This is a genomic window from Geomonas anaerohicana (assembly GCF_016458305.1).
GTDB classification, from domain to species: domain Bacteria; phylum Desulfobacterota; class Desulfuromonadia; order Geobacterales; family Geobacteraceae; genus Geomonas; species Geomonas anaerohicana.
The window spans coordinates 379,103-392,243 of record NZ_JAEMHL010000004.1 but is presented as its reverse complement, the minus strand read 5'-3'; the positions used below and the strand labels follow the sequence as shown (position 1 = coordinate 392,243).

Annotated in this window: 15 protein-coding genes; 3 read left to right on the top strand and 12 right to left on the bottom strand. The window is 61.4% G+C overall.

Annotation, left to right across the window (positions count from 1 at the left end; all coding sequences use genetic code 11):
• Nucleotides 1-79: 79 nt before the first annotated feature.
• Nucleotides 80-1,165 (bottom strand): 6-phosphofructokinase, encoded by a 1,086-nt coding sequence (locus JFN91_RS10915; protein WP_199389226.1) that lies wholly within the window; start codon nt 1,163-1,165, stop codon nt 80-82.
• Nucleotides 1,166-1,917: 752 nt separating this feature from the next.
• Nucleotides 1,918-2,559: a peroxiredoxin-like family protein gene (locus tag JFN91_RS10910; RefSeq protein WP_199389225.1), complete on the bottom strand. Its 642-nt coding sequence runs from the start codon at nt 2,557-2,559 to the stop codon at nt 1,918-1,920.
• A 211-nt stretch (nt 2,560-2,770) separates the two neighbouring features.
• Here JFN91_RS10910 and JFN91_RS10905 point away from each other — a divergent pair, with 211 nt between their 5' ends.
• The 3 genes from JFN91_RS10905 (at nt 2,771) to JFN91_RS10895 (ending at nt 4,084) form a co-directional block, all read left to right on the top strand.
• Nucleotides 2,771-3,007: a hypothetical protein gene (locus JFN91_RS10905; RefSeq protein WP_199389224.1), complete on the top strand. Its 237-nt coding sequence runs from the start codon at nt 2,771-2,773 to the stop codon at nt 3,005-3,007.
• Nucleotides 3,008-3,073: 66 nt separating this feature from the next.
• Nucleotides 3,074-3,532, top strand: a complete 459-nt coding sequence (locus JFN91_RS10900) for an iron-sulfur cluster-binding oxidoreductase (protein ID WP_183351166.1) — start codon at nt 3,074-3,076, stop codon at nt 3,530-3,532.
• 3 nt (nt 3,533-3,535) lie between these two features.
• Nucleotides 3,536-4,084 carry a hemerythrin domain-containing protein gene (locus JFN91_RS10895; protein WP_199389223.1) on the top strand — a complete coding sequence of 183 codons (549 nt, stop codon included), beginning with the start codon at nt 3,536-3,538 and terminating at the stop codon, nt 4,082-4,084.
• A gap of 241 nt (nt 4,085-4,325) precedes the next feature.
• On the opposite strand, the gene JFN91_RS10890 is transcribed toward JFN91_RS10895, so the two are convergent.
• From JFN91_RS10890 to JFN91_RS10845, 10 genes are all read right to left on the bottom strand, one after another.
• Nucleotides 4,326-5,633, bottom strand: a complete 1,308-nt coding sequence (locus JFN91_RS10890) for a homoserine dehydrogenase (RefSeq protein WP_199389222.1) — start codon at nt 5,631-5,633, stop codon at nt 4,326-4,328.
• A gap of 262 nt (nt 5,634-5,895) precedes the next feature.
• On the bottom strand, nt 5,896-6,333 hold the full coding sequence (gene nusB / locus JFN91_RS10885; protein ID WP_183348122.1) for a transcription antitermination factor NusB: 438 nt from the start codon (nt 6,331-6,333) through the stop codon (nt 5,896-5,898).
• A complete protein-coding gene (ribH, locus tag JFN91_RS10880) occupies nt 6,334-6,801 on the bottom strand; it encodes a 6,7-dimethyl-8-ribityllumazine synthase (protein ID WP_199389221.1) in 468 nt (155 codons plus the stop codon). It lies immediately after the preceding gene.
• A gap of 111 nt (nt 6,802-6,912) precedes the next feature.
• Nucleotides 6,913-8,115, bottom strand: coding sequence for a bifunctional 3,4-dihydroxy-2-butanone-4-phosphate synthase/GTP cyclohydrolase II (locus JFN91_RS10875; RefSeq protein ID WP_199389220.1), 1,203 nt, complete (start codon nt 8,113-8,115; stop codon nt 6,913-6,915).
• Nucleotides 8,116-8,250: 135 nt separating this feature from the next.
• Complete coding sequence (locus JFN91_RS10870; protein WP_199389219.1) at nt 8,251-8,895, bottom strand: riboflavin synthase; 645 nt, start codon at nt 8,893-8,895, stop codon at nt 8,251-8,253.
• Between the two features lie 163 nt (nt 8,896-9,058).
• Complete coding sequence (gene ribD / locus JFN91_RS10865; protein WP_199389218.1) at nt 9,059-10,174, bottom strand: bifunctional diaminohydroxyphosphoribosylaminopyrimidine deaminase/5-amino-6-(5-phosphoribosylamino)uracil reductase RibD; 1,116 nt, start codon at nt 10,172-10,174, stop codon at nt 9,059-9,061.
• A 280-nt stretch (nt 10,175-10,454) separates the two neighbouring features.
• Nucleotides 10,455-10,907, bottom strand: a complete 453-nt coding sequence (gene nrdR / locus JFN91_RS10860; protein WP_183348112.1) for a transcriptional regulator NrdR — start codon at nt 10,905-10,907, stop codon at nt 10,455-10,457.
• Entirely contained in the window at nt 10,904-11,359 is a 456-nt protein-coding gene (locus JFN91_RS10855) for a deoxycytidylate deaminase (RefSeq protein WP_199389217.1), read from the bottom strand. Before JFN91_RS10855 ends, nrdR begins: the two co-directional genes overlap by 4 nt.
• Before the next feature lie 54 nt (nt 11,360-11,413).
• Nucleotides 11,414-12,676, bottom strand: a complete 1,263-nt coding sequence (locus tag JFN91_RS10850; protein WP_199389216.1) for an MFS transporter — start codon at nt 12,674-12,676, stop codon at nt 11,414-11,416.
• A 3-nt stretch (nt 12,677-12,679) separates the two neighbouring features.
• Complete coding sequence (locus tag JFN91_RS10845; protein ID WP_199389215.1) at nt 12,680-13,090, bottom strand: hemerythrin domain-containing protein; 411 nt, start codon at nt 13,088-13,090, stop codon at nt 12,680-12,682.
• Between the last annotated feature and the right edge of the window lie 51 nt (nt 13,091-13,141).

Here is a 13,141-nt window from a genome sequence, read left to right as displayed (position 1 = left end):
TTGCGTTCTTTGCCGCTGGGTGCGGCCGGAGAAATTTTCCGCAGTCTAGTTCAGAGATTAGGCAAAGTCAACCATTTACCTACCTGCCGAGCATGATCCCCAGGGCCTCGGCATGGCGCACCATCTCGCCGGAGGGATCGATGAGGTTGAGGCTGCGCACGGCGTCCTCGATGGAAACCGAGGTGATGTGCCTTCCCTTGAGGCAGACCATCTGGCCGAAAGCGCCCGCCTCCACCAGTTCCACCGCTTTGACGCCGAACCTGCTGCCGATGCAGCGGTCGAAGGTGGAGGGAGTGCCGCCGCGCTGCAGGTGGCCGAGCACGGTGACGCGGATGTCCATCTCCAGCACGCCGCCCAGTTCCCGGGAGAGCGTTTCCCCTACCCCGCCCAGCCGTTCCACGACCGATTTGCCGCCGGCGGCCTCCTTGAGGACCCGGTTGCCTCCCTTGGGATAGGCCCCTTCCGCGACCACGACCACGCTGAAGCGCCGGCCGCGTTTGCAGCGGGCGATGATGGCTTCGCGGATGCGGTCGATGTCGTAGGGGATCTCCGGAATGAGGATGACGTCGGCGCCGCCGGCGATGCCGGACTCGAGGGCGATCCACCCCGCGTAGCGACCCATCACCTCGAGCACCATGACCCGGTGGTGGCTTTCCGCGGTGGAGTGGAGTTTGTCCAGGGCATCGGTGGCGGTCTCGAGGGCGGTGTTGTAGCCGAAGGTGACGTCGGTTTCCAGCAGGTCGTTGTCGATGGTCTTGGGCACCCCCACGATGGGGACGCCGCGCCGCATCAGTTCCTGGGCGATCTTCAGGGAGCCGTCGCCGCCGACGACGATGAGCGCGTCCAGGCCGAGTTGAACGATGCGGGAGCGGACCTCGTCGGAGACGTCGACCAGTTCCACCTTCCCTTCGCGCATGATGGGGAAGGCGAAGGGGTTGCCGCGGTTGGAGGTGCCGAGGATGGTGCCGCCGCGCGGCAGGATGCCGCGCACCTCTTCGAGGCCGAGGGGGCGGCACTTTTCGGGGTGGAGAAAGCCGTCGAAGCCGTCCTCGATGCCGACGACCTCCCAGCCGCGACCGACCGCCGATTTAACCACACCCCTGATCACCGCGTTCAGGCCGGGGCAGTCCCCGCCGCCGGTCAAAATGCCTATCTTGGTTGCCATCTTTCCCCCCCAAAGTCAAAAGCTGATTTTGTAACGCAAAGACGCAAGGACGCAAAGCAGACAAAACACCAACCTGTAAAACCAAAAGCTTCAACGCAAAGACGCGGAGGCGCGAAGACGCTAAGCAGAAAACTGTAGAGGAAAAACTGAAACCTTTAAACCGTTTCTTTGTACTGAAAGGTTTTCTCTGCGTCTTTGCGGCTTTGCGTTAAATCATGCTTTAGGGTTAAAAGTCAAAAGCTGATTTGTAACGCAATGACGCAAGGACGCAAAGCAGACAAAGAACGAACCTGTAAAACCAAAAGCTTCAACGCAAAGACGCGGAGGCGCTAAGACGCTAAGCAGAAAATAGTAGAGGAAAAACCGAAATTCTTAAAACGTTTAGCTCTTCCCAAAAGGTTTCCCCTTGCGCCTTTGCGGCTTTGCGTTAAATCACGCTTTAAGGCTTAAAATCCAAAAGCATTTTGTAACGCAAAGACGCAAGGACGCAAGGTAGACTGAACATCAAAACCTAAATCTGAAAAGCTTCAACGCAAAGACACAGAGGCGCTAAGACGCTGAGCAGAAAACTGTAGAGGAAATACTGAAACCTTTAAAATTTTCCGTTCTTCCCAAAAGGTTCCCTTTTCGGCTTTGCGGCTTTGCGTTAAATCACGATTTAGGCTTAAAACCCAAAACGTTAAAAGGTTTTTCTCTGCGCCTCTGCGGCTTTGCGCCTTTGCGTTAAAGCTTTTGCCGTTGAGACTTTTTTCTCAGCCCCTGAGCGCTTCGAGGATGGCCTGGGGCTCTAAACGGTTCCTGGGATCACTGTCGGCATAACTGGTGATGATCCTGCCGTCCCGCGCCACGACGAAGGTGCCGGGCATGGGGAGCTCCCAAGACTCATCGGCATTGAACTCGGGGAGGTTCACCCCTAACTCCTTATAGAGATCCTGGACCCACTCGGGAAGCCGGTACACCAGGCCGTAACTGCGCGCCACGACGTTGCCCAAATCACTCAACACCTCGTACTGCAAAAAATTCTTCAGCAGCGTCGCCTGCGACTTGTCCGGACTCTGCGGCGAAATCGCCATCAGCGCAGCACCACTTTCCAGGATCTGCGGAAGGATCTTCTGGTAGGCCCTCAACTGAAGGCTGCAGTAGGGTCACCATATGCCCCGGTAAAAGGTGACCACGGCAGGACCGTGCGCCAGCGCGTCCGCCAGGGCCACAGGGATCCCCACGGCGTTGGGAAGGACGAAGTCGGGAGCGACGTCCCCCGCCTTGGGAACCTTGGCCGTGATGACTTTCTGCCCGATCTCGGCATAGGCGCTCTCCAACTGCGCCTTCACCTCCGGGGACAGCGCCTTGCCCTCCTCCAACCGTTCGATCTGAGACCTGAGGTCCTGTTCCATAGCGCACCTCCGATTTTTTTCCCGCGACCTCCACATTCCGGCCGCCGCGCCAGCGTTTCATTCTACGCTTAATCGTCAAAACGTCAATGTTTCTCCGCAATTCCGCCCCCTGCAGCACAGATGCAGACAATTCTATATTTTTGACCCAGGTCATAAACAATTTGGAGCGGGAGGGGTATTGTCAGATCATCAAGAACACGGGAGGAAGCAGATGGAATTCAAAAACGGCTTAGGCGATACGGCGATTCAAAACGTGATTGCGACTTACCCTGAGATCGGGGAGATCCTGAACCGCTACGAGATCGGATGCGTCACCTGCAAGGTCGGCATCTGCCTCCTGAAGGATGTGGTCTCCATCCACGGTCTGTCGCAGGAGCAGGAGGCAGCGGTGGAAAAAGAAATAAATGACTATTTGGATGCAAAAGAGGAAAATCGCAGGGTCGCCTAGATAAATCGAAACGGCACACGCCACAACCAATAACGAAGACAACCATATAAAAAGGGAGAAGTGAACATGGCACATGCAGGATGCGGCTGCCCCGGCAGCATGGCAAGGGTTATCGAGAGGAACGAGGCAACCGAGAAAGAGAACACCGTGAAGGCGGCTTCCGAGCTGCGGCAGTGGCCGGTACAGCTGCACCTGGTCCCGCCGACCGCCCCCTGGTTCCAGGACAGCGAGATCCTGATCGCCGCCGACTGCGTGGCCTTCGCCCTGGGGAGCTTCCACAGCGACCTCCTGAAAGGGAAAGCGCTGGCGATCGCCTGCCCGAAGCTCGATGACAGCACCCCGTACGTCGAGAAGCTGGCCCGGATCTTCAGCGAGAACAACGTGAAGAGCATCACGGTCGCCATCATGGAAGTCCCCTGCTGCCGCGGCCTCGACATGATGGTACGCCAGGCGCTGGCGCAGTCCGGCAAGGAGATCCCGCTGGAAACCGCGATCATCGGCATCAACGGCGAGAGGAGAAACTAGGTCATGAAACAGGACATCACCCAAAGGCTCAAGGACGAGCACCAGTTGATCTTGAGAATGCTCGCCTTGTTGGAGAAAAACGCGCGGCTCACCGAGGAAGGAAGCTTCAAGGATTACCGGTTCTACCTGGACGGTGTGGACTTCATCAGGAACTACGCCGACCGTTTTCACCACGCCAAGGAAGAGGATGTCCTGTTCGAAGCGCTGGTGGCCAACGGCATGCCCCGGGAGAACAGCCCGGTGGCGGCCATGCTGATGGAGCACGACCTGGGTCGCGCCTACGTGAAGGCGATGGAAGAGGCGGCGACCAGGGCGCTCAACGGCGAAGCTGGCCAGGAAGAGGCCATCGTCGCCAACGCCAGGGGCTACCTGGACCTGTTGCGCGATCACATCGCCAAGGAAGACGACATCCTCTACCCGCTCGCCGAGCGGATACTCCCCGAAGGGGTACGTCACGGCATCACCGCCGGGTATCAGAAGGCGGAGGAGAAATCCGAGGCGGGATTCGAGGAGCACTACCGCCAGGTCGTGGAGAAGTACGAAAAGGGCTAAAACAGGTTCTACGTTCTATATTCTACGTTCTACGTTAACTACCAGAACCGGAAGGCGGAACACGGAGGACACGGAGAAAGGCCACAGAGGTCACAGAGTAAAGAATAGGTTTTGTTTCCCCCCCGAAGCGGCCTTTCCTCTGTGTCCTCTGTGGACCTCCGTGTCCTCTGTGTTCCGGGTTTAAACGCAAAAGGGCGGAGTCATTGACTCCGCCCTTTCTTTTCTACCATTACCACCCAGTCTATTCGAGGTTGTCCTCGATCCTGATGTAGGTGCTCTTGGAGCGGATGACCTCGAAGGTGTCGATCTCGGCCAGGGCCTTCCTCACGTCCTCTTCGCGCGCGTCGTGGGTGGTGATCACGATGGGGACTTCGTCGGCGCTTCTGGCACTCTGCAGCATGGATGCGATGCTGATGCCACGTGCGCCGAGGGCACCGGCGATGCGGGCCAGAACGCCGGGACGGTCCAGCGCCTGGAAACGGATGTAGTACTTGTTGACGATCTCGCCAATGGGCTTGATCGGCAGCGTGGTGACCTTGTCGTCCAAAAAGCCCAGCGGAGAGCAGCGACGGGTGATGCCGGCGCACAGGTTGCGGGCCAGATCGACCACGTCACCGACCACGGCGCTCGCGGTGGCCTCCATGCCGGCACCGCGGCCGTAGAACATGACCGGACCGACGAAGTCGCCGGTGAGCCTGATGGCGTTGAAGACGCCGTGGACGTCGGCCAGCGGGTAGTCGATGGGGATCATGGTCGGATGGACGCGCGCCTCAATCTGGCCCCCATCCATCTTGCCGATGGCCAAAAGCTTGATGCGGTAGCCGAAGGTGTGGGCGAAATCGACGTCCTCGGAGGTGATGGAGGTGATCCCCTCGGAGTAGACGTCTTTCAGGTCGATCTTGGTGCCGAAGCAGAGCGACAGGAGCAGGCAGAGCTTGTGCGCGGTGTCGACGCCTTCGATGTCGAAGGTCGGATCGGCCTCGGCGTAACCCAGTTCCTGGGCGCTCTTCAGCACCTCGGCGAAGTCGGCACCTTCCTGGGTCATCCTGGTGAGGATGTAGTTGCAGGTGCCGTTCACGATGCCGAGCACGGTGGAGAAGCGGTTGCCCGCCATGTTCCCCTTGATCGCGGAGAGGACGGGGATGCCGCCGCCGACCGCTGCCTCGAAGAGGACCTCGACGTTGTTCTTCTTGGCGGCGGCGTAGATCTCCTCGCCGTGCACGGCCAGCAGCGCCTTGTTGGCGGTGACCACGTGCTTGCCGTTGCCGATCGCCTTGAGGGCGAAGCTGCGCGCCGGCTCGTAGCCGCCGATCAGCTCGATGACCACGGAGATCTCCGGGTCGGTCAGCACGTCGTCGGCGTTCCTGGAGAGGGTGATCCCCTCGGTGCAGACGCCACGGTCGGTGGTGATGTCCAGGTCGACGATGGTTTTCAGAGAGATCCGGGTGCCGGTCTTCTCAGTGAGGAGGGCGGAGTTTTCTTTGAGCAGCTTCACGACGCCGGCACCGATGGTGCCGAAACCTAGCAGGCCTACCTTAATCTCTTCCATGTTCCCTCTTTGATCAAATTTCAGATTTTTAAAGCTTAGGCATTCAACAGGGATAAAAGGGATCAAAGGGATAACAACCGAAGCACATCACCTGAAGCAAATCCCCCCTGTCCCCCCTTCGCAAAGGGGGGGGACCCTACGCCGACGGGGTCAGCAGCACTCGGCATACCCGACATGCCTGCTTCTATGGTTACGACGTGCCCGACGAGGGTGTAGGTGTTACATCCCCTTTATCCCTTTTATCCCTGTTTGTTTATGGTTTTTATTCCTTGTCGGTCACCGTGGAGGCGATCTCGTCCAGGATGCCGTTGACGAAGGAGGCGGAGTCGTCGGCACCGAACTTCTTGGCGACTTCGATGGCCTCGTTCATGGTGACGTTCTTCGGGATGTCCGGACGGTACAACAGCTCGAACACGGCCAGGCGCAGGATGTTCAGGTCTACGCGCGCCATGCGGGCCATGCTCCAGTGCTTCGATTTCTCGGCGATGCGGCCGTCGATCTCCTGCAGATGGCTGGCGACACCGGCAACCAGCTCGGCGGCAAAGGCATAGGCCTTGGAGTTGGCGGAAAGGGTCGGATCCTCGCCTTCGCCGAAGCTTTCGACGATGCGTTTGAGCGTGGTGCTGGGGTCCTGGGTCACCAGGTCCTTGGAGTAGAGCGCCTGCAGCGCCAGTTCTCTACCTTCTCTGCGTGTGGTCAATTATTTCATCTCCCTGAACAGGTTTGCGGTCTCGATCACCGTCACGGCAGCCTCGAAGCCCTTGTTGCCGGCCTTGGTACCGGCGCGCTCGATGGCCTGCTCGATGGTGTCGGTGGTCAGCACGCCGAAGGCAACGGGGATACCGGCGTCGAGCGAGACGTGGGCGATCCCTTTGGATACTTCGGACGCGACGTAGTCGAAGTGGGGGGTGGAGCCGCGGATTACGGCGCCGAGGCAGATCAGGGCATCGAAGTTGCCGGTCTGGGCCAGCTTCTGTGCGGCGAGCGGGATCTCGAAGGCGCCCGGCACGCGCATCACGGTGATATCCTGGTCCGCCGCGCCGTGGCGCAGCAGGGCGTCCAGCGCCCCTTCGAGGAGCCTTTCCCCGATGAAGCTGTTGAAGCGGCCGACCACGATGCCGACCTTGAGCCCTTCGGCGTTCAGTTTTCCCTCTAAATATTTAGGCATGATAACTCCATAAGACTAAGATTGAGATTAAGACATAGATTAAGACTGAGATAAAGATAAAGATTAAGTTAAAGAGGGGATGTAGTCTCAATCTTCATCTTTATCTGCCTTTTAAATGTTTTCCAGCAGGTGGCCCATCTTCTCCCGCTTGGTTTTCAGGTATTTCTCGTTGGCCTTGGACGGCTTGATCTCGATGGGTACCCGCTCCACGATATTGATGCCGTATCCCTGCAGACCGATCAGTTTCTTGGGGTTGTTGGTCATCAGGCGGATCTTCTTGACGCCCAAGTTGACCAGGATCTGCGCGCCGATGCCGTAGTCACGCAGGTCGGCCTTGAAGCCCAGGGCCAGGTTGGCCTCGACGGTGTCGTGCCCCTGGTCCTGCAACGCGTAGGCCTTGAGCTTGTTGGTCAGGCCGATGCCGCGCCCTTCCTGGCGCATGTAGAGGATGATCCCCTTCCCTTCCTCCTCGATCTGGGCCATGGCGGCGTGCAGCTGCTCCGCGCAGTCGCAGCGCACGGAACCGAACACGTCGCCGGTCAGGCACTCGGAGTGGACGCGCACCAGGACCGGCTCGTCCCCTTTCACCTCGCCTTTGACCAGCGCCAGGTGCTCGAGCTTGTCGATATCGTTTTCGAAGGCGACGGCGCGGAAGCTGCCGAAGGAGCTGGGGAGCGCGACGTCGACGGAGCGGCGCACCAGCGATTCGTGCTTCAAGCGGTAGGCGACCAGGTCGGCGATGGTGCAGACCTTGATGCCGTGTTCCTTGGCGAACTTCTTCAGTTCCGGCATGCGCGACATGGTGCCGTCTTCGTTCATGATCTCGCAGATGACGCCGGCCGGCTCCAGCCCTGCCAGGCGCGCCAGATCGACGGAGCCTTCGGTCTGCCCGGAGCGGACCAGGACGCCGCCGTTTTTGGCGCGCAGCGGGAAGATGTGCCCCGGGCGTGCCAGGTCGGAAGCCTGGGCGCCGGGCGCCACCGCGGTCAGGATGGTGTGGGCGCGGTCCGCGGCGGAGATGCCGGTGGTGACACCTTTCTTGGCCTCGATGGAGACGGTGAAGGCGGTGCCGAAGGAAGAGGTGTTGTCCTGCACCATGGGGGGCAGGTCGAGGCGGTCGCAGCGCTCCGCGGTCATGGTAAGGCAGATCAGGCCGCGGCCGAAACGGGCCATGAAGTTGATCGCCTCAGGGGTGACACACTGGGCCGCCATGGTGAGGTCCCCTTCGTTCTCGCGGTCCTCGTCGTCAACCAGGATTACCATCCTCCCGGCCCTGATCTCCTCAATGGCTTCCTCTATGCTTGCTACAGACATTACGTAACCTCTCCTCGTTCAGTATCGGTCGCCGGGATGGGAGGTTGTCCCACTCCCGCGGCCAAATTTGGTTGGACAACAAACCTTAGGGCGTTGACCATAACAAAATTTTCGCCGTAGTGGAAGCAAAAGCAGCTAGATAAAGCCGTTTTTAGCCAGCAGGTCCATGGTGACCCCGCCTTGATTTCTTTCCTTGCCCGCCAGCAGGCGCTCCAGGTAGCGGCAGAGCAGGTCGGTCTCGATGTTCACCTCGTCCCCCACCCGCTTGGAGATGAGCGTCGTCTTGGACGCGGTGTGCGGGATGATGTTGACGCTGAAGCTGTCCGGGCCGACCTCGTTCACGGTGAGGCTGATGCCGTCGATGGCGACCGACCCCTTGGCCGCGATGTATTTGGCGAACTCTGCCGGGAACCTGAAGGAGAAGACCATGTTGTTGGCCACCTCGCGTCTCTCGGTGATGGTGGCGACGCAGTCCACGTGGCCGGAGACCAGGTGGCCGTCCAGGCGGTCGGACAGGCGCATGGCGCGCTCCATGTTGAGCGGCGCGCCGCTTTTCAGGTTCTTGAACGCGGTGCGGTCGATGGTCTCGGGGGAGACGTCGAAGGTGACGGCGCCGCCCCCTTTGCGCACCACGGTGAGGCAGGCGCCGTTGATGGCGATGGAGTCGCCGATCCGGATCTCGTCCAGGGGGAGCGAGGTCTTGACCGTGAGGCTCCCCGACGCGCCGCGGCGCTCGATGGAGACCAGTTCGCCTACTGTTTCAATAAGACCTGTGAACATAACACCTCAAAAAGACGTTCAACGTTCAACGTTCAACGTTCAACGTTCAACGTTCGAGCGGCTGAATCTTCATATAGCAACGGCACGGGTACGGCACCTGCCCGGAGCACACGATTGGATGCACGTGCCGCCGCACAACTGTAGGCACAGAGAGATCAATGTTCTAACGTTGAACGTTGAACGTTGAACGGTCTGTGGGTTTACCTTCCACCAGCAGATCCACGCCGATGCGCTTTACCTTTACTTCTTCCAGCCGGATGGCGGCGGCCATGAGGTGGACACCTTCCCCGGCGAAGAGTCCCCTGCCGACTCCACCCACGAGCTTTGGCGCAAGGAACAGCATGCAGTGGTCGATGAGCCCGCCACGCAGGAAGGCGCCGGCCAGGTGGTGGCCGCCTTCCAGAAGGATGGACTGCACGCCGCGCTCGCCGAGCTTGACCAGCAGGTCGTCGAGGTCGACGCGTCCTTCGCTATCCTTGCAGAGCAGCACCTCGACACCATGCGCCGCGAGCGCCTCGATCCGTGCCTGGTCGCTGCAGCAGGTGGCGACGACGGTGGATGCCTGCGACTTCAGACTGAACAGGGCGGCGTGGCGCGGGATCCTGAGCGTGGAGTCGACGATGACGCGCAGCGGGTCCTTGCCCCCGGGGACCCGGCAGGTCAAAAGGGGATCGTCCTTGATCACGGTGCCGACGCCGACCATGATGGCATCCAGCCTGCCGCGCAGCCGGTGCACCTCGCGCCGCGCGGCGTCACTGGTCACCCACTTGGAATCGCCGCTCGCGGTCGCGCTCATGCCGTCCAGGGTGAGCGCACTCTTCAGCACCACGTAGGGACGCCTGGTCTGGATCCACTTGATGAAGGGAAGGTTCAGCTCCCGGCTCTCCGCCTCCAGGATCCCGGCCTCGACCTCGATGCCGGCCTCGCGCAGCATGCCGATGCCCCGGCCGGAGACGAGCGGGTTGGGGTCGACCATGGCGACGAAGACGCGCGCGACGCGGGCTTCGATGAGCGCTTTGGCGCAGGGAGGGGTCTTGCCGAAATGGGAGCAGGGCTCCAGCGTCACGTAGACGTCGGCACCCTCGGCCAGCGCGCCGGCCGCACGCAAGGCGTGTACCTCGGCGTGGGGGGTGCCCGCTTTTCTGTGCCACCCTTTGCCGACGATGGCGCCGTCTTTCACGATGACGCAGCCGACCGCCGGGTTGGGGGCGGTCTTGCCCACGCCCTTTCTGGCTTCGGTAAGCGCCAGCCGCATCATTTTCAGGTGCTGTCCGGGCATCGCTTTCCTTTATTTATTACGGGTCGGCAACTATCTTCGGCCACCTTCCGATTCCCCCTTTTGCAAAGGGGGGCGGGGGGATTTTGATCTCGTTCCCAAGGTCCGCCTTGGGAACGCAACCCCTCTCAGAAGCTCCGACTTCCCGCGGATACAAAGCTGGAGCTTTACGCCATGGGGGGGTTCCCAAGCTGGAGCTTGGGAACCAGGAAAAAGCAGGATCACCCTAAATCCCCCTTTGCAAAAGGGGGACTTTTACCGCGCAAGATCGTCACTAATCCGCTTATTTCTTGAGGAGGTCCTGCAACTCGACCATGAACTCGTTGATGTCCTTGAAGGAGCGGTACACGGAGGCGAAACGGACGTAGGCGACCTGATCGATACCGTGCAGCTCGTTCATGATCCACTCGCCCAGGGTCGTGGTCGGGATCTCGCGCTCGCCGCTTTCCTGCATCCGGGTCTCCAGGCGATCCACCAGCTTCTCGATGGTCTCCACCGATACCGGCCTCTTCTCGCACGCCTTCTGCAGACCGTTCACCAGCTTCAGGCGGTCGAAGGGCTCGCGCCGTCCGTCACGCTTGGTCACCAGGGGGAGCACTTCCTCGACCCGCTCGTGGGTGGTGAATCGCTTGCCGCAGGACTCGCACTCGCGCCGGCGACGGATGGCCGCCCCCCCCTTGTCGGGGCGGGAATCGACGACCTTGCTGTCGCTGAAACTGCAGAAGGGACATTTCATGGCTGCGGCTCCTCGTACTTCTCGACGGTGATGCCGGACTCGCGGATCATCTCCTCGGCCAGTTGGTCCGGGTAGCCGGAGAGGTAGACCACCCGCTTGATGCCGGAGTTGATCACCATCTTCGAGCAGATGATGCAGGGCATGGTGTTGCAGTACAGGGTCGCCCCCTCGATGGAGGTGCCGTGTTTGGCGGCCTGTATGATGGCGTTCTGCTCCGCGTGCAGGCCGCGGCAGAGCTCGTGGCGCTCGCCGGACGGGATGCCGAGCTTCTCGCGCAGGCAGCCGATATCGAGGCAATGGGCGGTTCCCGACGGTGCGCCGTTGTAGCCGGTGGCCAGGATGTTCTTGTCCTTCACCAGGACGGCGCCGACCTGCCGCCTCAGGCAGGTGGAGCGCTTGGCAACCAGGCGTGTGATCTCGATGAAATATTCATCCCAACTCGGACGCACCATAACGAGCCCCTCTCATTTGAAATTTGGCCAGAATAGCCGTTTTCGCTGGCCCGGTCAAGCGGCGTGAGAGTACGGGGGGATGGATTCACATGAGGATGATTCCGCCACGGAAGCAAGGGCACTGCTTTGCGCGCTCGCGCGGTGCGCCCCCTCCCCCTCGACGCCCCTGCTGTGCAGCGCGAACAGGGCGACGGCACCCAGCCCGACCGCCCCCGCGGCGTGGAATACACCGGCAAGGCCGAAGCTTCCCTGCAGCAGGGCGCCGGCAAGCGGACCGGTCGCGAAGCCAAGGTTCAGCGCCGCGTTGAAGGTTCCCGCCGTGACCGCCATGCCGTGCCGCGCCCCCTCTTCCACGAGGAGCGCGCTGCTGGCCGGCTGCGATATGACGCTGCAGACGCCGATGGCCAGGGTGAGCAGCAGCATCTGGTAAAACCCGGGAGCCGCCGGAATGAGAAAGTACAGGATAGAAACGGCGCTCCCCCCGGTCAGCACCAGCAAACGGCGCGGTGCGCGGTCGGACAGGAGCCCCATCGGGCGCAGGAGCAGGGTCATGGCGACGGTGCCGGACGCGAGGATCACGCCGCTGCGCGCCCCGGTCAGCCCGAGCTTCGCGGTGAGCAGGATAGGCAGAAAGGTGCCGGTTAGGGAGATGCCGAAAGCCCTGCCGAAGATGAAGGCAAGCAGCGCCTGGTAGCTGCCGGGGCGGTCCCATTTCCAGCGTGGTGCGGAGGTCCGGCCACGGGGAACGTCTTGGCCGGGCCGAAGGTCACCGACGGGGATGCCGCGCAGGGCGGCAAAGAGGGAGGTCAGGCACAAAAGCGCCACGACGGCGAAAAGCCCGGCGAAGCCCCAGGCGTCCTTGAGCAGGCCGCCGACCAGCGGCCCAAGGCAGAGCGCACCGTAGAAGGAGATGTCGAAGGTGGCGAGCACGGTGCCGCGCTTTTGCTCCGGCGCACAACTCCCCACCAGCGATAAGAGCACGGGGCGGAACAGCGCGCAGCTCACCCCCTGCAGCAGGCGCAGCACGGTCAGCATGGCGACCGGCAACTGCAGCAGGTAGCCGACCGACACCAGCAGGTACAGCGCGAGGCTGACGGTGACGGCGCGGCGGTAGCCGGCCCGGTCCGACCAGGCGCCCAGGAAACGGCTGCAAAAGATCTTGGTGAGGGAATAGCAGACCAGCGGCAGCCCGAGCATGAGTCCCCGGACACCGAGGCTGAAGAGATAGGTGGAGAAGAAGGCATCGGCGATGCCGAAGCCGAGGGTAACGGCGAAGTTGACCAGGAACAGCGTACGCAGCAGGTTGCGGTCGCGCATCGTTTACCCCCGTGCGGTCAGGAACGCCTCGAAGAGCCGGTCGTGCACTTCGATGTGCTCCAGCCAGAGCCGGCGGATCCGCTCGACGTCGTCAGCGGGGGACCCCTTCCCCAGCGCCAGCCGGTAGCGCAGCTTGGCGGTCCCGATGCTGATGGACTGGTGGCACAGCCGGTGCTCCCTCGCCTTCGGGAAGGCGACCAGTTCCATGAAGCTCTCCTCCGGCCCGATGTGGCTCAGGGTCGCCGCTACCAGTTGATCGAGCTCTGCGGTCACGTCGCAGCAGGGCTGCCGGCGCAACTGGTCGAGCATCCGGTTCAGGCGCCCGATGATGCTCCGGTAGCGGCTGTCCCAGTGCGCGGGTTCCTGGTTCGGATCACACAGTGCAGGAGTGAAAGCGTGACTGTTGGTTTTCATCCTTCTCTTCCGTTTTCTGGCGGGCGGGGGGGAGTGCCCCCCGCCGCCATT

Bases quoted from the DNA above. Each gene is read 5' to 3' on its own strand.
- JFN91_RS10915 (WP_199389226.1), bottom strand. From the start codon at position 1,165: ATGGCAACCAAGATAGGCATTTTGACCGGCGGCGGGGACTGCCCCGGC.
- JFN91_RS10905 (WP_199389224.1), top strand. From the start codon at position 2,771: ATGGAATTCAAAAACGGCTTAGGCGATACGGCGATTCAAAACGTGATT.
- JFN91_RS10900 (WP_183351166.1), top strand. From the start codon at position 3,074: ATGGCACATGCAGGATGCGGCTGCCCCGGCAGCATGGCAAGGGTTATC.
- JFN91_RS10895 (WP_199389223.1), top strand. From the start codon at position 3,536: ATGAAACAGGACATCACCCAAAGGCTCAAGGACGAGCACCAGTTGATC.
- JFN91_RS10890 (WP_199389222.1), bottom strand. From the start codon at position 5,633: ATGGAAGAGATTAAGGTAGGCCTGCTAGGTTTCGGCACCATCGGTGCC.
- ribH (WP_199389221.1), bottom strand. From the start codon at position 6,801: ATGCCTAAATATTTAGAGGGAAAACTGAACGCCGAAGGGCTCAAGGTC.
- JFN91_RS10875 (WP_199389220.1), bottom strand. From the start codon at position 8,115: ATGTCTGTAGCAAGCATAGAGGAAGCCATTGAGGAGATCAGGGCCGGG.
- JFN91_RS10870 (WP_199389219.1), bottom strand. From the start codon at position 8,895: ATGTTCACAGGTCTTATTGAAACAGTAGGCGAACTGGTCTCCATCGAG.
- ribD (WP_199389218.1), bottom strand. From the start codon at position 10,174: ATGCCCGGACAGCACCTGAAAATGATGCGGCTGGCGCTTACCGAAGCC.
- nrdR (WP_183348112.1), bottom strand. From the start codon at position 10,907: ATGAAATGTCCCTTCTGCAGTTTCAGCGACAGCAAGGTCGTCGATTCC.
- JFN91_RS10855 (WP_199389217.1), bottom strand. From the start codon at position 11,359: ATGGTGCGTCCGAGTTGGGATGAATATTTCATCGAGATCACACGCCTG.
- JFN91_RS10850 (WP_199389216.1), bottom strand. From the start codon at position 12,676: ATGCGCGACCGCAACCTGCTGCGTACGCTGTTCCTGGTCAACTTCGCC.
- JFN91_RS10845 (WP_199389215.1), bottom strand. From the start codon at position 13,090: ATGAAAACCAACAGTCACGCTTTCACTCCTGCACTGTGTGATCCGAAC.